This window comes from Burkholderia sp. AU32262, assembly GCF_020419985.1.
Taxonomy (GTDB): domain Bacteria; phylum Pseudomonadota; class Gammaproteobacteria; order Burkholderiales; family Burkholderiaceae; genus Burkholderia; species Burkholderia semiarida.
This window is the reverse complement of the sequence record NZ_JAIZRS010000018.1, coordinates 112,478-133,128: the sequence shown is the minus strand read 5'-3', so window position 1 is coordinate 133,128 and position 20,651 is coordinate 112,478. Positions and strand designations below refer to the sequence as shown.

The 20,651-nt window shown below is 68.2% G+C and carries 19 protein-coding genes and 1 pseudogene; 4 read left to right on the top strand and 16 right to left on the bottom strand.

Going from position 1 to position 20,651, the window contains the following annotated elements; translation table 11 throughout:
- Nucleotides 1-12 precede the first annotated feature (12 nt).
- The 7 genes and pseudogenes from LGN10_RS22030 to LGN10_RS22000 form a co-directional block, all read right to left on the bottom strand.
- Entirely contained in the window at nucleotides 13-615 is a 603-nt protein-coding gene (locus LGN10_RS22030) for a class I SAM-dependent methyltransferase (RefSeq protein WP_226225027.1), read from the bottom strand.
- Between the two features lie 8 nt (nucleotides 616-623).
- A complete protein-coding gene (locus tag LGN10_RS22025; protein WP_006487046.1) occupies nucleotides 624-1,826 on the bottom strand; it encodes a tryptophan--tRNA ligase in 1,203 nt (400 codons plus the stop codon).
- 8 nt (nucleotides 1,827-1,834) lie between these two features.
- Nucleotides 1,835-2,497 (bottom strand): site-2 protease family protein, encoded by a 663-nt coding sequence (locus LGN10_RS22020; protein WP_059583358.1) that lies wholly within the window; start codon nucleotides 2,495-2,497, stop codon nucleotides 1,835-1,837.
- A 47-nt stretch (nucleotides 2,498-2,544) separates the two neighbouring features.
- Entirely contained in the window at nucleotides 2,545-3,177 is a 633-nt protein-coding gene (locus LGN10_RS22015) for an L-threonylcarbamoyladenylate synthase (protein WP_226225026.1), read from the bottom strand.
- A 72-nt stretch (nucleotides 3,178-3,249) separates the two neighbouring features.
- A pseudogene (locus LGN10_RS22010) lies at nucleotides 3,250-4,078 on the bottom strand (3',5'-nucleoside bisphosphate phosphatase).
- An 82-nt stretch (nucleotides 4,079-4,160) separates the two neighbouring features.
- Entirely contained in the window at nucleotides 4,161-5,051 is an 891-nt protein-coding gene (locus tag LGN10_RS22005; RefSeq protein ID WP_059583355.1) for an alpha/beta fold hydrolase, read from the bottom strand.
- Between the two features lie 178 nt (nucleotides 5,052-5,229).
- Nucleotides 5,230-6,087 (bottom strand): ferritin-like domain-containing protein, encoded by an 858-nt coding sequence (locus LGN10_RS22000; protein ID WP_226225025.1) that lies wholly within the window; start codon nucleotides 6,085-6,087, stop codon nucleotides 5,230-5,232.
- Between the two features lie 145 nt (nucleotides 6,088-6,232).
- Between LGN10_RS22000 and LGN10_RS21995 the strand changes: the two genes are divergently transcribed.
- The 3 genes from LGN10_RS21995 (at nucleotide 6,233) to LGN10_RS21985 (ending at nucleotide 8,247) form a co-directional block, all read left to right on the top strand.
- On the top strand, nucleotides 6,233-6,757 hold the full coding sequence (locus LGN10_RS21995; RefSeq protein ID WP_034183575.1) for a gamma carbonic anhydrase family protein: 525 nt from the start codon (nucleotides 6,233-6,235) through the stop codon (nucleotides 6,755-6,757).
- 25 nt (nucleotides 6,758-6,782) lie between these two features.
- Entirely contained in the window at nucleotides 6,783-7,733 is a 951-nt protein-coding gene (gene hslO, locus LGN10_RS21990) for an Hsp33 family molecular chaperone HslO (RefSeq protein WP_226225024.1), read from the top strand.
- A gap of 148 nt (nucleotides 7,734-7,881) precedes the next feature.
- Nucleotides 7,882-8,247, top strand: coding sequence for a hypothetical protein (locus tag LGN10_RS21985; protein WP_226225023.1), 366 nt, complete (start codon nucleotides 7,882-7,884; stop codon nucleotides 8,245-8,247).
- Between the two features lie 89 nt (nucleotides 8,248-8,336).
- On the opposite strand, the gene ftsB is transcribed toward LGN10_RS21985, so the two are convergent.
- The 9 genes from ftsB to LGN10_RS21940 form a co-directional block, all read right to left on the bottom strand.
- The gene (gene ftsB / locus LGN10_RS21980) at nucleotides 8,337-8,762 is read right to left on the bottom strand and encodes a cell division protein FtsB (protein ID WP_226225022.1); all 426 of its coding nucleotides are present in this window, start codon (nucleotides 8,760-8,762) and stop codon (nucleotides 8,337-8,339) included.
- A gap of 81 nt (nucleotides 8,763-8,843) precedes the next feature.
- Entirely contained in the window at nucleotides 8,844-10,127 is a 1,284-nt protein-coding gene (gene eno, locus LGN10_RS21975) for a phosphopyruvate hydratase (RefSeq protein ID WP_006478406.1), read from the bottom strand.
- Between the two features lie 106 nt (nucleotides 10,128-10,233).
- Complete coding sequence (kdsA, locus tag LGN10_RS21970) at nucleotides 10,234-11,088, bottom strand: 3-deoxy-8-phosphooctulonate synthase (protein ID WP_226225021.1); 855 nt, start codon at nucleotides 11,086-11,088, stop codon at nucleotides 10,234-10,236.
- Entirely contained in the window at nucleotides 11,085-12,743 is a 1,659-nt protein-coding gene (locus LGN10_RS21965) for a CTP synthase (protein ID WP_034207739.1), read from the bottom strand. Before LGN10_RS21965 ends, kdsA begins: the two co-directional genes overlap by 4 nt.
- Nucleotides 12,744-12,921: 178 nt before the next feature.
- Complete coding sequence (locus tag LGN10_RS21960) at nucleotides 12,922-13,779, bottom strand: alpha/beta fold hydrolase (protein ID WP_226225020.1); 858 nt, start codon at nucleotides 13,777-13,779, stop codon at nucleotides 12,922-12,924.
- A gap of 191 nt (nucleotides 13,780-13,970) precedes the next feature.
- On the bottom strand, nucleotides 13,971-16,478 hold the full coding sequence (locus LGN10_RS21955; protein ID WP_226225019.1) for a DNA internalization-related competence protein ComEC/Rec2: 2,508 nt from the start codon (nucleotides 16,476-16,478) through the stop codon (nucleotides 13,971-13,973).
- A 57-nt stretch (nucleotides 16,479-16,535) separates the two neighbouring features.
- Entirely contained in the window at nucleotides 16,536-17,324 is a 789-nt protein-coding gene (locus LGN10_RS21950; RefSeq protein ID WP_099316558.1) for a TatD family hydrolase, read from the bottom strand.
- 72 nt (nucleotides 17,325-17,396) lie between these two features.
- Nucleotides 17,397-18,092: a lipoprotein-releasing ABC transporter ATP-binding protein LolD gene (gene lolD / locus LGN10_RS21945; protein ID WP_059583336.1), complete on the bottom strand. Its 696-nt coding sequence runs from the start codon at nucleotides 18,090-18,092 to the stop codon at nucleotides 17,397-17,399.
- Between the two features lie 58 nt (nucleotides 18,093-18,150).
- Nucleotides 18,151-19,404 carry a lipoprotein-releasing ABC transporter permease subunit gene (locus LGN10_RS21940; protein WP_060966326.1) on the bottom strand — a complete coding sequence of 418 codons (1,254 nt, stop codon included), beginning with the start codon at nucleotides 19,402-19,404 and terminating at the stop codon, nucleotides 18,151-18,153.
- Nucleotides 19,405-19,562: 158 nt separating this feature from the next.
- Here LGN10_RS21940 and LGN10_RS21935 point away from each other — a divergent pair, with 158 nt between their 5' ends.
- Nucleotides 19,563-20,639, top strand: a complete 1,077-nt coding sequence (locus LGN10_RS21935; RefSeq protein ID WP_226225018.1) for a regulator — start codon at nucleotides 19,563-19,565, stop codon at nucleotides 20,637-20,639.
- Nucleotides 20,640-20,651 lie beyond the last annotated feature (12 nt).

The window sequence follows — 20,651 nt, the reverse complement described above, 5'->3', positions numbered from 1 at the left end:
GATTGTAGCGGATTAGCCGGGCAGTTCGTAACGTGGAATTCCCGCCCCCGCCTTCGGGGTCGCGCCCTCGCGCACCGCGCAAAGACGCTGGACGAACGCCTCGCGCGGCGCGGCGACGAAACCGTCCTCGTATGCGACCACCCGCAGGCGCCCGCGCACGGCGTCCAGCAACTCGCCCGGGGCGAGCAGGAACGCGGGGTTGGACGGCTTCCCGACCGTTTCGTTTCCTTGCGCGAAGGTTTCGTAGACCAGCACACCGCCCGGCGCCACGGCATCGAATAGATGGGGCCAGAGCGGGCGATGCAGATAGTTCGTGACGATCACGGCCGCGAACCGCTCGTCGGCCGGCAGCGGCCATGGCGCGCCTTCGAGATCGGCCGCGCGGGCGTCGACGCCGGCAATCGCGCGCAACGCGGCCAGTGCGACCGGATCGCGGTCGAGCGCGACGACCGGATGGCCGCGCGACGCGAACCAGCGTGCATGGCGGCCGCCGCCGGCGGCAACGTCGAGCACCGCACCGCCGGCCGGCACGAGCCGCGCCCATTGCGCGACCCAGCGCGACGGCCCGGCCTGGCCGACGTGGCCGCCCGCGGCGGCGATGACGGATTCGCTCATGCGCCGGATCAGTTGTACGACAGGCCCATCGCGTCGCGCACGTCGCGCATCGTTTCCGTCGCGTACTTGCGCGCCTTGTCGCAACCGTCCGCGACGATCGCACGCAGCAGCGACGGGTCGTCCATGTACTTCTGCGCGCGCTCGAGCATCGGCTGCTGTTCGCGCAGGATGCCCTCGACGACCGGCTGCTTGCAGTCGAGACAGCCGATGCCCGCCGAGCGGCAGCCCTTCTGCACCCACTCGTGCGTCGCTTCGTCCGTGTAGACCTGGTGAAGCTGCCACACCGGGCACTTGTCGGGATCGCCCGGATCGGTGCGGCGCACGCGCGCGGGATCGGTCGGCATCGTGCGGACCTTCTTCGTGATCGTCTCGGCGTCTTCGCGCAGGCCGATCGTGTTGCCGTACGACTTCGACATCTTCTGCCCGTCGAGGCCCGGCATCCGCGACGCCTCGGTCAGCAGCGCCTGCGGCTCGACCAGGATGATCTTGCGCGCGCCTTCGAGATAGCCGAACAGGCGCTCGCGGTCGCTCATCGACAGGCTTTGCGATTCCTGCAGCATCGCGCGCGCCTGTTCGAGCGCCTCGTCGTCGCCTTCCTGCTGATACGCGTTGCGCAGCTCGTGATAGAGCTTCGCGCGCTTGCCGCCGAGCTTCTTCGCGGCTTCGAGCGCCTTCTCCTCGAAACCGGGCTCGCGGCCGTACAGGTAGTTGAAGCGGCGCGCGATCTCGCGCGTCATCTCGACGTGCGGCACCTGATCCTCGCCGACCGGCACGAGCGAGCCGCGATACAGCAGGATGTCGGCGGCCATCAGCACCGGGTAGCCGAGGAAGCCGTAGGTGGACAGGTCCTTGTCCTTCAGCTTCTCCATCTGCTCCTTGTAGGTCGGCACGCGTTCGAGCCAGCCGAGCGGCGTGCTCATGCCGAGCAGCAGCGCGAGTTCCGCGTGCTCGGGCACCTTGCTCTGGATGAACAGCGTCGCCTGCGCCGGATCGATGCCGGACGCGAGCCAGTCGATCAGCACGTCCCATACGTTCTTCTCGATGACCTCGGGCGTCTCGTAGTGCGTCGTCAGCGCATGCCAGTCGACGACGCAGAAGAAGCACGGGTACTCGGACTGCAGCTTCACCCAGTTTTTCAGCACGCCGTGGTAATGACCGAGGTGCAGCGATCCGGTGGGTCGCATGCCGGAGAAAATACGTTCTGGGAACATGATTGTCGTTAGAAAAGCGAGGCGAAGGGAGACAGGATGGCGCTCAGCACGGCATAGCCGACATTGACGAGCGGACGCAGCCAGAAGTTCGTCAGCACGCCCGTCGTGACGAGCACGAGGACGATGATGAAACCGTACGGCTCGATGCGCGACAGCGCGATCGATTGCCGGGTCGGCAGCAGCGCCGCCAGGATGCGGCCGCCGTCGAGCGGCGGCAGCGGAAACAGGTTCAGCACGCCGAGCACGAGGTTCGCGCTGACGCCGGCCAACGCCATGCGCGTGAAGAACGGCTCGTCGACGCCGACGGCCGGCAGCACGAGGGTCAGCACGCCCCAGACGAGCGCCTGCACGAAGTTGCAGGCCGGGCCCGCGAGGGCAACCCACAGGCTGCCCCAGCGCGGATTGCGCAGGTTGCCGAACGACACCGGCACCGGCTTCGCATAGCCGAACAGGAACGCGCCGCCGGTGAGGAAGTACATCGCGAGCGGAATGGCGATCGTGCCGAGCGGATCGATGTGACGCATCGGATTGAACGACACGCGCCCCATCGCGTAGGCGGTATTGTCGCCGAGCAGACGCGCGGCATAGCCATGCGCGGCCTCGTGCAGCGTGATCGCGAAGATCACGGGTAGCGCGTAGACGGCGATGGTCTGTATCAGGGAAGCATCCATATCGCGTTATTGTAACAAGCGCACTCGCGCAAAAATGGCACGGCGCGTCATGCGGCCGAGAGCCCGAAGGGTTCGAGGGAGCCGCGCCCCGCGCGGATGAGTTCGGGCGCATCGCCGGTCAGGTCGATCACCGTCGACGGCTCGCGCGGGCACGCGCCGCCGTCGATCACGAGGTCGATCTGTTTCTCGAGCCGCGTGCGGATTTCCTCGGGATCGTTCAGCGGTTCGTCGTCCGGCGGCAGGATCAGCGTCGTGCCGAGCAGCGGCTGGCCGAGCGACTCCAGCAGCGCGAGCGTGATCGCGTGATCGGGCACGCGCAGCCCGATCGTCTTGCGCGACGGGTGCGACAGCCGGCGCGGCACTTCCTTCGTCGCCTGCAGGATGAACACGTACGGGCCCGGCGTCACCGACTTGATCTGCCGGTACTGGCGGTTGTCGACCATCGCGAAATTGGCGAGCTCCGACAGGTCGCGCACGAGCAGCGACAGATGCTGCTTTTCGTCGAGGCCGCGAATCCGGCGCACGCGCTCGACCGCGTCCTTGTCGTCGAGATGGCACGCGAGCGCATAGCTCGAATCGGTGGGCATCGCGATCACGCCGCCCTTGCTGACGATCTCCACCGCCTGCTTGATCAGGCGCGGCTGCGGATTATCCGGATGAATCCTGAAGAACTGGGACATGGGGACACGTAAAGAGGGAGAAGTCGGATGCGCGCAACGGCGGCGACACGGGCGGCCCGAAGCCGCCCGGCGTCAGAGCCAGCGCTCCCAGACCGGCGTCAGGTCGGGCGGCAGCGGCGGCAGGCTGCCGAGCTCGATGCGGCCCTCGCCCGGCGCATGGAAATCCGAGCCGCGCGATACTTCGAAGCCGAAGCGGCGCGCGACGTCCGCGTATTCGCGGTACTGGTCGAGCGTGTGGCTGCCCGTGATGACCTCGATCGCGCGGCCGCCGAGATCGATGAACTCGCCGAAGAACGCGTCGAATTCGACCGGCGTATAGCGATAGCGGCCCGGATGCGCGACCACCGCTTCGCCGCCTGCCGCGCGGATCCAGCCGACCGCGTCGGACAGCGACGCCCAGCGATGCGGGACGAAGCCGGGCTTGCCGTCGCCCAGCAGGCGGTCGAACACGTCGGACGTCGACTCGGCATGGCCGTTTTCGACGAGAAAGCGGGCGAAGTGCGTGCGCGAGATCAGGTCGGGATTGGACACGTATTTCAGCGCGCCTTCGTAGGCGCCGGGAATGCCGAGCGTCGCGAGCTGCTCCGCGATCGCCAGCGCGCGCCGCGCGGCCGTGGCGCGTGCGGTACAGGCCATCGACCAGCGCCGGATGGGCGGGATCGATGTTCAGACCGACGATGTGCACGGTGCGCGACGCCCACGTGACCGAAATCTCGACGCCGCTCAGGTAGCGCATGCCGAGCGCTTCCGCCTCGCTGCGCGCCGCCGCCTGGCCGCCGATCTCGTCGTGGTCGGTCAGCGCCCACAGGGTCACGCCGCCCGCATGCGCGCGGCGCGCGACGTCGGCAGGCGACAGCAACCCGTCGGAAACATTGGAATGGCAGTGGAGATCGGCGTTCATTATCAGCATCGCAGGTAAGGCCTCATTCTACTGCAACGCCGCAATTGCGCCGCCCGCGTGCCCTGCCGCCGGCGCCACGCGCCTACGCGCAGAACGCCTCGATCAGCGCCGCGATCTGCTCGGGCTGGTCGTGATGCACCATGTGGCCGGCATCCTCGACGAGCTTCTCGCGCCAGTCGGGGAACGCATTGAAGCGCGCCTTGAATTCGGGCAGCGGGATGTCGCCGGCAAGGTGCGCGAGCGTCGGCGAATTGACGGCCTCGACGTGCAGCACCTTCGCACGCACCTGCTTCCAGATCGCCATGACTTCGTCGAGCCGGTACAACAGCGGGCCCGGCATCTTGTGCGCCGGGTCCGCCAGCAGATGGTAGAGGCCGTCGTCGCCGCGTTTCGACCAGTGGGCGGCCAGAAACGCGGCGCGGCGCGGGTCGAGCCTCGGATTGGTCTTGATCAGGCGCGCCGCCACGTCGTCGAGCGAGGCGTACGGCCGCAGCGCGGGCGGCTCGCGCAGTTCGTCGAGCCACCCGCGCAGCCGGCGCGGCGCCTGGTCGGCTCGCGCCGGCGCGAGCCCGAAACCTTCGAGGTCGACGACGCGCCGCACGCGTTCCGGCCGCGCGCCGGCATACAGGCACACGACGTTCGCGCCCATGCTGTGTCCGACCAGGTTGATCTCGCCGGTCGGTGCGTAGCGGTCGACGAGCGCATCGAGGTCGCCCAGGTATTCGTGGAACCAGTAGTGACCGCCGCCCTGCCTCGCGACCGGCCAGTCGGACAGCCCGAAGCCGCGCGCGTCGGGCGCGATCACCTGCCAGTCGCCCGCGAGCGCATCGACGACGAACTGGAACGACGCCGCGACGTCCATCCAGCCGTGCAGCATGAACAGCGTCGGCGCGTCGGGCCGGCCCCAGCGCCGCACATGCAGCCGGACGCCGCGCACCGTGACGAAATCGGAAACAGAACTCGAGGCACTCATCGCAGCCGCCAAAAAAAAGAATGGTCGTTCGATTATAGCGGCGACGCCCCGGTTCCGGCGGTCGGCAATCGAGGTGCCGCTCTAGCGGCGAGGTCGTTCGAGGGCCGGCCGGCAGACACCATCGGCGAGACGCGCGAGCCGGCCCACGACCACCCGGACGCGGCCGAACGCGATCCGGCTAATGCGCGGGGCGCCCGTCCGCCGCGTCCTGCGCGGCCAGTTCGTCGAGTTCGGCCTGCTCGAAGCCGGCATCGCGCCGCGCATCGAAATTGAACGGGCCACGCAGCCGCGGCGCGTGGTACTGCTCGGCGAGCTGCCGATAGGTCGGCACGGGGTCGCGCCCGGCTGCGTCGCACAGATGGCGGAACCAGCGGTTGCCGATCGCGACATGGCCGATTTCGTCGCGCAGGATCACGTCGAGGATCGCGGCCGACGCATCGTCGCCCGCCTGCACGAGTCGCGCGCGGATCGGCGGCGACGCGTCGAGCCCGCGGGCCTCGAGCGTGCGCGGCACGAGCGCCATGCGCGCCAGCACGTCGCCCTTGGTCCGCTCGCACATCTCCCACAGCCCGTTGTGCGCGGGAAAATCGCCGTATGCATGCCCGAATGCCGCGAGACGATCGGACAGCAGCGTGAAGTGATAGGCCTCCTCGGCCGCGACCTTCAGCCAGTCCGCGTAGAACGCGTCGGGCATGCCCGCGAAGCGCCAGACCGCGTCGAGCGCCAGGTTGATCGCATTGAATTCGATATGGGCCAGCGCGTGCAGCAGCACGGCGCGCCCTTCGGGCGATCGCATGCTGCGCCGCTGCAACTCGCGCGGCTCGACGAGCGGCGGCCGCGCCGGGCGCCCGGGCAGATCGGCCGGTTCGCGCAGTTGAAGCAACGGCACGATCGCGGCCTGCCCGGCCCGCAGCGCATCGTGCAGCGCGCGTACCTGCGCGGCTTTCGCCGCCGGCTCGGCAGCTCGCAGCGCATCGAGCGCCACGCTGCGCACGCAGGCGGGCGCCGTGCCGAAAGAAGAAGACGCGATGCTCATAAACAGGGACACCTTGCGTACGCGGCGTGGGAGCACAGGCACGCGACGGTTTACAATATGCGTTTGTTCCGCGGCGCCAGGCGCCGGGCAAACCGGACGCGCCATTCTACCGGCGCCCGTCATCGAAGATCACCAAGGAGACTCCGTGACGATCTACAAGCTGGGCGATACGGCCCCGACGATCCACGAAAGCGTATTCGTCGCCGATACGGCGGCCATCATCGGCAAGGTCGTGCTCGAGGAAAACGCGAGCGTATGGTTCGGCGCGACGATTCGCGGCGACAACGAGACGATTGCGGTCGGCGCCGGCAGCAACGTCCAGGAAGGCGCCGTTTTGCATACCGACCCGGGGTTTCCGCTGACGATTGCCGAGAACGTGACGATCGGGCACCAGGCGATGCTGCATGGCTGCACGATCGGCGAAGGTTCGCTGATCGGGATTCAGGCGGTGGTCTTGAATGGCGCGGTCATCGGCCGCAACTGTCTGGTTGGTGCCGGCGCGGTCGTGACGGAAGGCAAGACGTTCCCGGACAACTCGCTGATCCTCGGCGCACCGGCGAAAGTCGTGCGCGAGCTGTCGGCCGAAGACATCGCGCGGCTGCGCGCAAACGCGAAGACGTATGTCGAGCGGCGCGCGCATTTCAAGGAGCAACTCGTGCGGATCGGGTGATTCGCACGGATTTCAAGGAAGAAGAGTGAGCGACCAGTTACAGAAATTCATGTTCAATGCGGCGCCCGTGCGCGGCGAGATCGTTTCGCTGCGCAACACGTGGCAGGAGGTGCTCGCCCGCCGCGACTACCCTGCCCCCGTGCGCACGGTGCTCGGCGAGATGATGGCCGCGTGCGCGCTGCTGTCGGCGAACCTGAAATTTCACGGCACCCTGATCATGCAGATCTTCGGCGACGGGCCGGTCCAGATGCTGGTCGTCCAGTGCGGGTCCGATCTGTCGATGCGTGCGACCGCGAAGTTCTCGGGTGACGCCGCGCAGACGATCGGCGACGACACGCGCTTCGCGTCGCTCGTCAACGCGAGCGGCCACGGCCGCTGCGTGATCACGCTCGACCCGGCCGACAAGCTGCCGGGTCAGCAGCCGTATCAGGGCATCGTGCCGCTGAACGGCGTCGACGGCCCGCTCGAATCGGTGTCGCAGGTGCTCGAGCAGTACATGCGCCACTCGGAACAGCTCGACACGCGGCTGTGGCTCGCCGCCGATCGCGACCGCGCGGTCGGCATGCTGCTGCAGAAGCTGCCGGGCGACGGCGGCATCGTGCCGCGCAACGCCGAAACCGATATCGACACGTGGGAACGCGTGTGCACGCTCGGCGGCACGCTGTCCGCGAAGGAACTGCTCGAGGTCGAACCGGAAGTGGTGTTCCGGCGGCTGTTCTGGCAGGAAAACGTCCAGCACTTCGAACCGGCCAGCACGCGCTTCCAGTGCTCGTGTTCGCGCGAGAAGGTCGGTGCGATGCTGCGCATGCTCGGTCGTGAAGAAGTCGACAGCGTGATCGTCGAGCGCGGCCACGTCGAGATCCACTGCGAATTCTGCAACCAGCGCTATGAATTCGATCCGGTCGACGTCGCGCAACTGTTCGCGGCGCCCGGTGTCGAAACCGGTATCGCGCCCGCGACCGACCAGCGTCACTGAGCCGCGCGTGGGCCGAGCGCCCGTGCCCGCCACCGGCGTGGCACGGGCGCATAATGACGCACGAGCGCCGCATGCGCGGCTCAGGCGCCGGAGGTTCGGCCTTCGGCACAAGCCGCTTTCCACGGTCGGCGCACCGCAGGAGAAACACATGAATCGCCGCCCCTTTTGCGCCATCCGCACCATCGTCCTGACGAGCATGGCCGCCGGCACGCTCGCGCTTGCCGGCTGCGCGATGCCGCCGCCGACTTCCACGATCCTGAGCCGCCTGCCCGAACCGGGCGCGTCGGGTGGTCAGCCGCCCGTGCTGTCGAGCGCCGAACGCAAGCGCTACGACGAGATCGATCGGCAAGTCCTGCGCGAGCAGAACAGCGCGATGGCGGCGGAAGCGGCCGCGCGCGCGTGGGCTTATTACTCGCCGCCGCCCGTGACGGTCTACGGCGGATATTACAGCGGCGGATGGGGCAATCGCTGGGGCTCGGGCATCAGCTACGGGTACCCGGGCTGGTGGTGGTGAGCAGGCATCGCCCGATCGATTGACGACTGCCAGGAAATAAAAAAGCGCGGTATTTCCCGCGCTTTTTCAATGGGTTCGAGGTATCGCGCTCAGTGATGCGCGGCCTTGCCCTTGTCGCCGCCATGATGCCGCGACGGCTTCGCGATCGACTGCGGATTCGGCACGACCCGCACGGGCGCCGCCGAGACGGTACCGCGCGTCGACGTATTCGCCGGCGTGTTGTTCGTCGGCCCCGCAGGCGCGTTCGGCGATACGAACTGCACGAATACTTCGCCGTCCTTGACCATGCCCATCTCGTAGCGCGCACGCTCCTCGATCGCCGCGGTGCCGCTCTGCAGATCCTGCACTTCGCCGGCGGTGCGCTCGTTGCGCAGCTTCTCGTCCGCGTTCTTCCGGAGCTGGTCGTCGAGCTGCTGACGCAATTCATGCACCCGCAGCCAGCCGCCGCGTCCCCACCATAGGGGGTACTGAATGAGCGCCAGCAAGGCAATCAGGACGACAGTGACAAGCCGCATGTAAGAGACGCAGATATAAGAAGCGCCGCTCCGCGCACAGGCACAGAGCGGCGTCGAGATGACGAACCCGATAGTAGCGCGTTAGCGCAGGTTATAGAAAGCCGATTTACCCGGGTAGCTCGCGATGTCGCCGAGGTCTTCCTCGATGCGCAGCAGCTGGTTGTACTTCGAGATACGGTCGCTGCGCGACAGCGAACCCGTCTTGATCTGACCGGCATTCAGGCCGACCGCGATGTCCGCGATCGTCGAATCTTCGGTTTCGCCCGAGCGATGCGAGATCACGGCCGTGTAGCCCGCGCGCTTCGCCATTTCGATCGCCGCGAACGTTTCGGTCAGCGTACCAATCTGGTTGATCTTGATCAGGATCGAGTTCGCGATGCCCTTCTCGATGCCTTCCTTCAGGATGCGCGTGTTCGTGACGAAGAGATCGTCGCCAACGAGCTGCACCTTCTTGCCGAGGCGGTCGGTCAGCAGCTTCCAGCCGTCCCAGTCGCTTTCGTGCATGCCGTCCTCGATCGACACGATCGGGAACTTGTCGGCGAGCGTCGCGAGGTAGTCGGTGAATTCGGCCGACGACAGTTGCAGGCCTTCGCCCGCGAGCTGGTACTTGCCGTCGTGGTAGAACTCGGACGCCGCGCAGTCGAGCGCGAGCAGCACGTCTTCGCCCGCACGGTAGCCGGCCTTCTCGATCGCCTGCAGGATCGTCGACAGGCACTCGTCGTTGCTGCCGAAGTTCGGCGCGAAACCGCCTTCGTCGCCGACCGCCGTGCTCATGCCGCGGTCGCTGAGGATCTTCTTCAGCGCGTGGAACACTTCGGCGCCGCAACGCAGCGCTTCACGGAACGTCGGCTGGCTGACCGGGACGATCATGAATTCCTGGATGTCCAGGCTGTTGTTCGCGTGCGCGCCGCCGTTGACGATGTTCATCATCGGCACCGGCAGTTGCATCGCGCCCGAGCCGCCGAAGTAGCGGTACAGCGGCAGGCCGGCCTCTTCGGCGGCGGCCTTCGCGACGGCCATCGACACGGCCAGCATCGCGTTCGCGCCGAGGCGCGACTTGTTGTCGGTGCCGTCCAGCTCGAGCAGCGTCTTGTCGAGGAACGCCTGTTCCGACGCGTCGAGGCCCATGATGGCTTCGGAGATTTCGGTGTTGATGTGCTCGACCGCCTTCAGTACGCCCTTGCCGTTGTAGCGGCCGGCTTCGCCGTCGCGCAGCTCGATCGCTTCACGCGAGCCGGTGGACGCGCCCGACGGCACCGCCGCGCGGCCCATCGTGCCCGATTCGAGCAGCACGTCGCATTCGACGGTGGGGTTGCCGCGCGAATCCAGAATCTCGCGGCCGATGATATCTACGATTGCACTCATGGGTTTCCTCTGAGAATGACGATGGATTCTTCAAACTGCGACGGCGTGCGTGCCGGAACCGCTTTCGCTACAGACGCGCGAAGCCGTCGCAAGGTTCATTCGATCTTTAATTGAAATCGTTTTCCAGGAACGGATGGCGCTTCACCGCCTGGTCGAGCGTGACGAGGGTCTCCAGCAGCGCGCTCATCCGATTCAGCGGCACCGCATTCGGGCCGTCCGATTTCGCCTCGGCCGGATTCGGGTGCGTTTCCATGAAGAGGCCCGCGACGCCCGTCGCGACCGCGGCACGGGCGAGCACCGGCACGAATTCGCGCTGGCCGCCCGAGCTCGTGCCCTGCCCGCCCGGCAGTTGCACCGAGTGGGTCGCATCGAACACGACCGGCGCGTTCGTCTCGCGCATGATCGCGAGCGAACGCATGTCCGACACGAGGTTGTTGTAGCCGAACGAGACGCCGCGCTCGCACGCCATGAAGCGGTCTTCCGACAGCCCTGCTTCACGCGCCGCGTCGCGCGCCTTGTCGATCACGTTCTTCATGTCGTGCGGCGCGAGGAACTGGCCCTTCTTGATGTTCACGGGCTTGCCCGAGCGCGCGCACGCATGGATGAAATCGGTCTGGCGGCACAGGAACGCCGGCGTCTGCAGCACGTCGACGACCGACGCGACCTGCTCGATCTCGTCGATCGAATGCACGTCGGTCAGCACCGGCAGGCCGAGCTGGCGCTTCACCTCGCCGAGGATCCGCAGCCCCTCGTCCATTCCGAGGCCGCGAAACGACTTGCCCGAGCTGCGGTTCGCCTTGTCGTAGGACGACTTGTAGATGAACGGAACGTTCAGCTTCTCGCAGATTTCCTTCAGGCGGCCGGCCGTGTCGATCGTCATTTGCTCCGATTCGACGACGCAGGTACCCGCGATCAGGAAGAACGGCTGGTCGAGACCGACCTCGAAATCGCACAGCTTCATGCTTGCACTCCGCGCGCTTGCTTGTTGGCGAGCGCGGCTTCGACGAACGACTTGAACAGCGGATGACCGTCACGCGGCGTGGACGTGAATTCCGGGTGGAACTGGACGCCGACGAACCACGGGTGCATCGAACGCGGCAGCTCCATCATCTCCGGCAGATCCTCGCTCGGGGTACGGGCGCTGATGATAAGGCCGCCGGCTTCGAGCTGGGGCACGAAGCGGTTATTGACTTCATAACGGTGGCGATGGCGCTCGTTCACGTCCTTGCCGTAGATTTCCTCGGCCATCGTGCCCGGCTTGATCGGGCAGCGCTGCGAACCCAGACGCATCGTGCCGCCGAGGTCGGATTCCTCGGTGCGCGTCTCGACCTTGCCTTCGCGGTCGTACCATTCGGTGATCAGCGCGACCACGCGCTCGGGCGTGTCCGGATCGAATTCCGTGCTGTTCGCCTGCTTCAGGCCGACGACGTCGCGCGCGAATTCGATCACCGCGAGCTGCATGCCGAGACAGATGCCGAGATACGGCACCTTCGACTCGCGCGCGTAGCGAACCGCGGCGATCTTGCCTTCCGTGCCGCGACGGCCGAAACCGCCCGGCACCAGCACGGCGTCGAGATGCTTGAGGCTGTCGACGCCGTTCGTCTCGAGCTCTTCCGAGTCGATGTATTCGATGTTGACCTTGGTCGACGTGTGGATCGACGCATGGCGCAGCGCCTCGATCAGCGACTTGTACGACTCGGTCAGGTCGACGTACTTGCCGACCATGCCGATCGTCACTTCGTGCTGCGGGTTCTCGAGCTTTTCGACGAGCGTCGACCACATGCTCAGGTCGGCGTCCTTCGGCGACAGCTTCAGCTCCTCGCAGATGATCCGGTCGAGGCCCTGGTCGTGCAGCATCTGCGGAATCTTGTAGATGCTGTCGGCGTCCCACACCGAGATCACGGCGTCTTCCGGCACGTTCGAGAACATCGAGATCTTCTTCGATTCGTCGTCGGGAATGCGGCGGTCGGCACGGCACAGCAGCACGTGCGGCAGGATGCCGATCTCGCGCAGCTTCTGCACGCTGTGCTGGGTCGGCTTCGTCTTCAGCTCGCCGGCCGTCGCGACGTACGGCACGAGCGTCAGGTGCACGAAGCATGCGCTGTTGCGGCCGAGGCGCAGGCTCATCTGGCGTGCGGCCTCGAGGAACGGCAGCGACTCGATGTCGCCGACCGTGCCTCCGATCTCGACGATCGCGACGTCCGGCTCGCCGCAGGTGGCCGATGCCGCCCCGCGCTCGATGAACGCCTGGATTTCGTTCGTGATGTGCGGAATGACCTGCACGGTCTTGCCGAGATAGTCGCCGCGGCGTTCCTTGCGGATCACCGATTCGTAGATCTGGCCGGTCGTGAAGTTGTTGGCCTTGCGCATCTTCGTGCTGATGAAGCGCTCATAGTGGCCGAGGTCGAGGTCGGTCTCCGCTCCGTCTTCCGTCACGAACACTTCGCCGTGCTGGAACGGGCTCATCGTGCCGGGGTCGACGTTGATGTAGGGATCGAGCTTGAGGAGGGTGACTTTCAGACCGCGCGATTCGAGGATCGCGGCGAGAGAGGCGGCGGCAATACCCTTGCCGAGGGAAGAAACTACGCCGCCGGTGACGAAAACATATTTGGTCATCGCTGGATGCTCGCGGGAAAAACGGATTATACCGTAAAGCCCGCCCTTTTCTCAGCAATTGACGCGATGATCGCGCCCTTTCGTACCGCCCCGCGCGGCGGTGCGCGCCAGCGCGAACCGGCCGGCCGGTGGCGCCACGCGCATGCGCCGGCGGGCGCTCGGCGCACGGAACGAAACGTCAGGCGCGCTTCGCGAGCGGCGCGCCGGCCTGCGAAATGCCGCCCGAAACGCCGTCCTCTTCCGCCTTCAGCGAATTCAGCATCCGCTGCAATGCGCGGGCGGTCTCGATCGGCCGCTCCATCGGGAACAGATGACTGCCTTCCAGCCATTCGATGCGCCCGCGCGTCGCACGGCGCGTCGCGTCGAGCCCGACCTGCCGCACCTCGCGCGAGCGCGTGCCGGCGAGAAAGCCGAGCGGCACCGGCGCGCCGTGCGCGAGCCGCGGGCCGAGCGTGTGCGGCAGCGTCCGGTAGATCAGGTATTCGACCTGCCGGTCGAACGCGAGCGCGCGTGCGCCGTCGGGGCCGGCCTGCGGGATGCCGTAGTCGATATAGTCGGCGAGCATCCGTTCGTCCCAGCGCGCGAACGCGGGCTTCTCGCGGAAGTGCCGCCAGACTTCGTCGCGGCTCATCCAGCGCGTGCGCCGGTTGCGCGTCGCCGCGGCCGGCGACAGCCGCTCGTCGAGCCCCGCCCACTGGCTCGCGCGCAACGCGCCGGCACGCCAGCCCGCGATGATCGGCGAATCGATCATCACGACGCCGCGCACCCACTGCGGCTTCTTCAGCGCGGCCATCAGCGACAGGTAGCCGCCGAGCGAATGGCCGACGAGCCAGACCGGGCGCTCGTAGCGGCTGCCGATATCGTCGAGCAGTTGTTCGACGAGATGCGGCCAGTCGCGCGTCACCGGGTAGCGGCGGTCGTGGCCGATCCGTTCGATGTAGCGCAGCTCGTAGTCGTCGGCGAGTTCGGCGAAGATCGTCCGGTACGTCGACGCCGGGAAGCCGTTCGCGTGCGAGAAGTGGAGGATGTCCTTCAAATGCCGGTGTCTCCTTTGTCGACGAGAGTTAGCGCTTTAGCGCCTACTCTCGTCCCATGCTTCGCGGTCGACGGGAGGGGGTGCGTCAGCGCTTGTGCCATTCCCATGCGTCATATTTCTGTCGGAACCGGGCTTCGGCACGGCACGCCGGCCCCGGGCCGCCCGTCCCGATACGCCGGCCGTCGCCACGCTTACCGGTCCATCCAGTACCGGCGCCGTTCGTCGCGATAGCGCGCGAATGCGAACCCGCCGCCGGCCGGCGCGACGTCGAACCGCACGGCGCCGTCGCGATCGGTGCGCGGCAGCGGAATCCCGCGCGCCTCGTAGCGGGCGAGCACGGTCCGGTGCGGATGCCCGAAACGATTGCGATAGCCTACAGGAAATACCGCGACGCGCGGCCCGACCGAATCGAGGAAAGGCTCGACCGACGACGTGCGGCTGCCGTGATGCGGAACGACCAGGATCTGCGCGGGCAGCGCATCGCGCGCATCGGCCACCAGCCGGCGCTCGGCGGCCGCCTCGATGTCGCCCGTCAACAGGGCCGACGTGCCGCCCGCGTCGATGCGCAGTACGCACGATTGCCCGTTCGACGAACCCGTGCCCACCCCGTCCGGCGGCCACAGCATCGTAAAGACGACGCCGTCCCAGGTCCAGCGCTGCCCGGCCGCGCACGGCAGCCGATCGGCCACGCCGGCCGCCTGCGCCTCGCGCCACAACCGGTGCCGCGGCGCGATGCCGGCCAGCAGCTGGCGCACGTCGGTCGCCGCATAGACGGCCGAAGCACCGCCTGCATGATCGGCATCCGCATGACTGAGCACGAGCGAATCGATCGCCGCGATGCCGCGCGCCCGCAACGCCGGCGCGACGATCCGCGTACCGGCATGCGTCGATTCCGCGCCGGGCCCCGCATCGAACAGCAAGGTCCGCCGCGCGGTTTCGACCAGCACCGCCGCGCCCTGCCCGACGTCGAGCACGGTCAGCCGGAAGCCGCCCGCCGGCGGCGCGTCGGGCGCCGGCGCGACGAGCGGCAGCCACGTGAGCGGCGCCGCCCAGCGCAACGGCCAGCCGCGCGGCATCAGCGCCCACGCGACGCCCACGCATGCCAGCGCCAGTACCGGCCACTCGGGCATGCGCAGCCAGAGCACGCCGGCCGGCCAGTCGGCCAAGTGCCCGAGCAGCGTCATCATCGGTGCGAGCGCCGCATGGGCGAGCATGAACGCACCGGCATCGAACGGCGCCGGCAACGCGATGCCGGCCAGCACGACGGGCGTGACGACCGAGCTGACCCACGGAATCGCGAACGCATTGCCGAACGGGCCCGACAGGGAAACCTGCGCGAACCATGCGGCGGTAAGCGGCGCGAGACCGATCGTCACCGCGTACTGCACGCGCGTGGCCTCGGCGATGCGGCGCCGGCAGCGCGTCGCCCACTCGCGCAATCGCCTGCGCAAGTCGGCCGTGCGGCTTTCCGCGCCCGTTTCGTCGTTCTCGTCGATCCCGTCGTTCTCATCGAGTTCCCGCACCGCGCGCCAGCCGGCGACGGCCAGCAGGATCACGGCGACCGCGCCGAACGACAGCCAGAACCCGGCCGACAGCACGGCCCACGGATCGGCGAGCAGCACGCCGCCGAGCGCCGCACACAGCACCGCGGAAGTCGGCACGCTGCGGCCGGCCAGATACGCGATGCCGCCGCCCGCGATCATCCACCACGCGCGCTGTGCCGGTACGTTGAAGCCGGCGAGCGCGGCATAGCCCGCCGCGGCCGCCAGCGCGGCGAGCGCGGCCGCGTACGGCGCCGGCAACACGAGCGTCGCGGCCCGCGCGCGCCAGCGCACGCGGCGCCAGACCAGCGAGACGAGCCAGCCGGCAATCGCGCCGACCAGCCCGACATGGAGACCCGAAATCGCGACCAGATGGCTCGTGCCCGTATTGCGCAGGACGCGCCAGTCGTCGTCGCCGATGCCCGACTGGTCGCCGATCGCCAACGCGGCGACGATGCCGCGGTGCGCCGCATCGGTGCCGAGCACCTCGCCGATGCGTGCCCGCAGCGCGTCGCGCACCCGGTCGATCGATGCGCGCCATCCCGCCGCGCGCGCATCGAGCAATACGGCCCGACGCGGCGCGCTGACATAGCCGATCGCGCGAATGCCTGCCGCGAGCCACGTCGCCTCGCTGTCGCGCACGCCGGGATTGGCCTCGGCATGCGGACGCTTGAGACGCACGACGAAACGCCAGCGCTGGGCCGCCCGCAAATCGGGAAGCGCATCGCGTGTCGCGGGTGCGCCGTATGCGCGCCACGACAAGCGGATCAATGGCGGAAAACGGGCGAGCCCCGCATCGTTCGATTCGACCGCGAACAGCAGCCGCGCCCCCGTCTCGTCGACGACCGGCAATCCGCGGATCACACCCGTGACGACGATGTCGCGCCCTTCCCACTCCGGCGGGAGGCTGTCGTCGAGCCGCCACTCGGCCCGCGCGGCCGCATAGCCGAACCCCGCGACGCAGGCCGCGAACACACACAGCATCCAGCCGCATGCCACGACCGTACGCGTGCGCCGTCGACGCATGCACCACGCGCCCAGCGCCGCGCAGCCCGCGAGCACGGCTGCTCCGACCGTCCATGCGATCGCCCCCGGCAACGCCGCCTGCCGCTGCAGCACGACGACGCCGAGCGCGAACGCGATCCACCACACGCGCATTCCGCCTCCTCGTCGACCCGGCGCCAGCCCTGCCCGGGCGGCGCCTTCCGGCAACGATTATGCGGACGAAAGTGCGAGTCGCGGCAGCGCGGCGAGCGCGTTAGCCGAAGTGCATACGGCCAGTTCGCCAGTATCGAGCCCGCGCAATTCGGCGAGCACGCCGCCGATGCGCGGCACCTGGTCGGGTGTGTTGCGGGATTTGTATGCCCATTCGGGCGCGATGTCGGGCGCGTCGGTTTCGACGACGAGCGCGTCGAGCGGCAACTCGGTGGCGAGCCGGCGGATCTGCCGCGCGCGCGTGAAGGTCACGTTGCCGCCGAAGCCGAGATGCAGGCCTTGCGCCAGATACGCTTCGGCCTGCTGGAAACTGCCGTTGAACGCATGCGCGATGCCGCGCCGCACGCCGAAACGGCGCAGCCCGGCCAGCACGCGGTCCTGCGACTTGCGCACGTGACACAGCACCGGCAAGTCGAATTCCCGCGCGAGCCTGAGCTGGCCCTGGTAGAAGAACTGTTGGCGCTCTTCATCGAGCCCCGGCACGAAATAATCGAGCCCGATCTCGCCGATCGCGACGAAACGCGGATCGTCGAGACTCGCCTCGATCTCCATGCGCAGCCGGTCGAGATCCGCGTCGCGCGCCTGCGGCGTATACATCGGATGGATGCCGAGCGCGTACGCCGCGCCGGGCGTGCGCTGCGCGAGTTCGCGCACCGTCGTGAAGTTGTCGCGCCCGATGCTCGGAATCACGACGCGCGACACGCCGGCCGCGCGCGCGGCGTGCGCGACCGCGTCGCGGTCGGCGTCGAATTCGGCGGCATCGAGATGGCAATGCGTGTCGATCCACATGGCAGCGGTCCTGCGCCGTTGCGCCGTTGCGCCGTGCCGCGGCGAGCCGGCACGGCCAATGGCGTGGCTTTTTTACACCGGCAGCGCCGGCTCCTCGTGCAACACGCCGTCGCGCAGCCGCATGATGCGGTCGCAGCGCGCGGCGAGATCGGGGTCGTGCGTGACGATCACGAAACTCGTTTCGAGCGTCTCGGACAGTTCGAGCATCAGGTTGAACACCGTGTCGGCCGTCGTGCCGTCGAGGTTGCCGGTCGGCTCGTCGGCGAGCACGCACGCGGGCTTCGTGACCAGCGCACGCGCAATCGCGACGCGCTGCCGTTCGCCGCCCGACAACTCGCCCGGCCGGTGCTTCGCACGCGGGCCGAGACCGACGCGTTCGAGCATCGCCTGTGCCTGCCCGCGTGCGTCCTCGGTCGTCATCCGGCGGATGCGCAGCGGCATCGCGACGTTGTCGAGCGCCGTGAACTCGGGCAGCAGGTGATGGAACTGGTAGACGAAGCCAAGCGCGCGGTTGCGCAACTCGTTGCGCTCGCGCTCGGCGAGCTGCGTAAACGGCTTGCCGAGCAGCGACACTTCGCCGGCGCTCGGCTCGTCGAGCCCGCCCAGCACGTGCAGCAGCGTGCTCTTGCCGGAGCCCGACGCCCCGACGACCGCGAGCTTCTCGCCGCGCCGCACCGTCAGCTCGGTGTTGTTGAGCACCTGCACGTTGAAGCCGCCCTGCACGAACGCCTTCGTGATCCCGCGCGCCTGAAGCACGTATTCCTGCATACCTGCCGAATCCTGTCCGTTGTGTTGTTGTCGTGAATCCGCGAATGCGGCCGCGCGGTCATTCATAGCGGAGCGCCTCCGCCGGCTTCACCTTCGCGCCGCGCCAGCTTGGATAAAGCGTCGCGACGGCCGACAGCGCGAACGCGATCAGCCCGATCCGGATCACGTCGCTCGCGACGAGTTCGGACGGCAGCTCGCTGATGAAGTACACCGACGGCGGCAGGAACTGCACGCCGAACAGGTGCTCGATCATCGGAATCAGCCACGGGATGCTCCACGCGATCAGGCAGCCGAGCGCGACGCCGGACGCGGTGCCGACGAAGCCGATCGTCACGCCCTGCACGACGAAGATCTTCATGATCGACCCCGGCTGCGCGCCGAGCGTGCGCAGGATCGCGATGTCCGCCTGCTTGTTGGTCACCGTCATCACGAGCGACGACACGAGGTTGAACGCGGCCACCGCGATGATCAGCGTGAGGATGATGAACATCATCCGCTTCTCGATCTGCACGGCCGAGAACCACGTCTTGTTCTGCTGCGTCCAGTCGCGGATGTACAGGCTGCCCGACAGCGTATGCGACAGCTCGAGCGCGACCTGCGGCGCCTTCTGCATGTCGGTGAGCCGCAGCCGCACGCCGGTCGGCGCGCTCATCCGGAACAGCGCCTCGGCGTCGCGGATGTTGATCATCGCGAGCGTGCTGTCGTATTCGTAGTGGCCGGACTCGAACACGCCGACGACCGTGAACTGCTTGAGCCGCGGCATCATGCCGGCCGGCGTGATCGAGCCTTCGGGCGCGACCAGCGTGATCTTGTCGCCGACCGTCACGCCGAGGTTGCCGGCGAGCGCGTCGCCGAGCACGATGCCGAACTGGCCGGGCACGAGCGCGGCCAGTTGCCCCGCCTTCATGTCCTTGCCGATGTCCGACACCTGCGGTTCGAGCGACGGCTCGACGCCGCGCAGCATCACCCCGCTCACCGCGTCCTGGCGCGTGAGCAGCGCCTGCGCGTCGACGTACGGCGCGGCGCCGATCACCGACGGATTGCGGCGCGCTTCCTGCGCGGTCAGTTGCCAGTCGGGCATCGAACCCGTCGGCGAGAACACCTCGACGTGCGCGAGCACCGACAGCATGCGGTCGCGCACCTCCTTCTGGAAGCCGTTCATCACCGACAGCACGACGATCAGCGCCGCGACGCCGAGCGCGATCCCGAGCATCGATACGAGTGCGATGAAGGAAATGAAGCCGTTGCCGGTCGTGCGTTTGCCGGCGCGCGTGTAGCGCCAGCCGATCTGCCATTCGTACGGAAGTTTCAAGCGAATCCTTTCTGCTGGTTACGGCGGACAGGTGCGCGGCGGCCGGACCGCCGCCGGGTCGTGGCCGGTAGCGGCCGGCCCCCGGCACGGTCGAAAAACGGCCGCCGGACGCGAACGGGCCGTCAGCCGGCCCGATCACGCGCGCAGTTTGCCATACAATGCGCACCATCATGCACGACCGACGCCTCCATTTTCTCGTTCCGTTCGCGCTGCCGTCGGCGGCCGATGCGGCCTCGTCCCTGCACACGCTGGACAGCCCCGCGCTTCAAAAGTTGCTCGCCCGCGCAAGCCTCGTCGAGCGCGTGGCCGGCGAGGACTTCCAGCGCACGCTGCCGCACGAGCGCTGGCTGGCAAGCCGGTTCGGCGCCACGCAGGGCAACGCCGCGGACGAGGCGCCGCTCGCGCCCTACATGCTGCTGGCCGACGGCGGCGACCCCGGCACGCACGCGTGGGCATGCGTCGAGCCCGTGCACGTCGAAATCGCGCACGATCACCTGGTGCTCGTCGATCCGGCCGCCCTCGCGCTCGACGACGGCGACGCGGCCGCGCTGCTCGCGGTCGCGCGGCCGCTGATCGAGGAGCTCGGCGTGCGGCTCGAAGCGCCGAACCCGGCGCGCTGGTACCTGTCGAGCGACCAGCTCGCGCGCCTCGCCGGCGCCGCGCCGCTGCGCGCCAGCGGCCGCAACATCGAGATCTGGCTGCCGCACGAGGCCCATACGGGCGAGCGCTCGCGGATGTGGATGAAACTGCAGAACGAAGTGCAGATGGCGTGGTTCCAGCATCCGGTCAACGAAGCCCGCGAGGCGCGCGGCCTGCCGGCCGTCAATTCGATCTGGTTCCATGCGCAGGGCACGCTGAAGCCGGTCGGCAAGCCGTTCGCGCGCGTGCTGTCCGCATCGCCCGCCGCGCTCGGCCTCGCGCGCGCCGCGCACACCGAAGCCGGCCGCCCGCCCGCGACGTTCGGCGCGCTGCCCGCCGCCGACGGCGCGACGCTCGTCGATCTGCCGGCGCTGACCACCCCGTTCATCGAGCAGGACTGGGCGCGCTGGCACGACGGCCTCGCCGCGCTCGAGCGCGACTGGTTCGCGCCGGCGCTCGCCGCGCTGCACAACGGCGAGCTGGCGAGCGTCGATTTCACGCTGTGCGGCGACACGAGCTCCGTGACGCTGCACGCGACGCGCGGCGACCTGCGCAAGTTCTGGCGCCGCCGCGCGCTCGCCTCCCTGTTCGAATGACCAGCCACCCCG

Bases quoted from the DNA above. Each gene is read 5' to 3' on its own strand.
- LGN10_RS22030 (WP_226225027.1), bottom strand. From the start codon at position 615: ATGAGCGAATCCGTCATCGCCGCCGCGGGCGGCCACGTCGGCCAGGCC.
- LGN10_RS22025 (WP_006487046.1), bottom strand. From the start codon at position 1,826: ATGTTCCCAGAACGTATTTTCTCCGGCATGCGACCCACCGGATCGCTG.
- LGN10_RS22020 (WP_059583358.1), bottom strand. From the start codon at position 2,497: ATGGATGCTTCCCTGATACAGACCATCGCCGTCTACGCGCTACCCGTG.
- LGN10_RS22015 (WP_226225026.1), bottom strand. From the start codon at position 3,177: ATGTCCCAGTTCTTCAGGATTCATCCGGATAATCCGCAGCCGCGCCTG.
- LGN10_RS22005 (WP_059583355.1), bottom strand. From the start codon at position 5,051: ATGAGTGCCTCGAGTTCTGTTTCCGATTTCGTCACGGTGCGCGGCGTC.
- LGN10_RS22000 (WP_226225025.1), bottom strand. From the start codon at position 6,087: ATGAGCATCGCGTCTTCTTCTTTCGGCACGGCGCCCGCCTGCGTGCGC.
- LGN10_RS21985 (WP_226225023.1), top strand. From the start codon at position 7,882: ATGAATCGCCGCCCCTTTTGCGCCATCCGCACCATCGTCCTGACGAGC.
- ftsB (WP_226225022.1), bottom strand. From the start codon at position 8,762: ATGCGGCTTGTCACTGTCGTCCTGATTGCCTTGCTGGCGCTCATTCAG.
- eno (WP_006478406.1), bottom strand. From the start codon at position 10,127: ATGAGTGCAATCGTAGATATCATCGGCCGCGAGATTCTGGATTCGCGC.
- kdsA (WP_226225021.1), bottom strand. From the start codon at position 11,088: ATGAAGCTGTGCGATTTCGAGGTCGGTCTCGACCAGCCGTTCTTCCTG.
- LGN10_RS21965 (WP_034207739.1), bottom strand. From the start codon at position 12,743: ATGACCAAATATGTTTTCGTCACCGGCGGCGTAGTTTCTTCCCTCGGC.
- LGN10_RS21955 (WP_226225019.1), bottom strand. From the start codon at position 16,478: ATGCGCGTGTGGTGGATCGCGTTCGCGCTCGGCGTCGTCGTGCTGCAG.
- LGN10_RS21950 (WP_099316558.1), bottom strand. From the start codon at position 17,324: ATGTGGATCGACACGCATTGCCATCTCGATGCCGCCGAATTCGACGCC.
- lolD (WP_059583336.1), bottom strand. From the start codon at position 18,092: ATGCAGGAATACGTGCTTCAGGCGCGCGGGATCACGAAGGCGTTCGTG.
- LGN10_RS21935 (WP_226225018.1), top strand. From the start codon at position 19,563: ATGCGCACCATCATGCACGACCGACGCCTCCATTTTCTCGTTCCGTTC.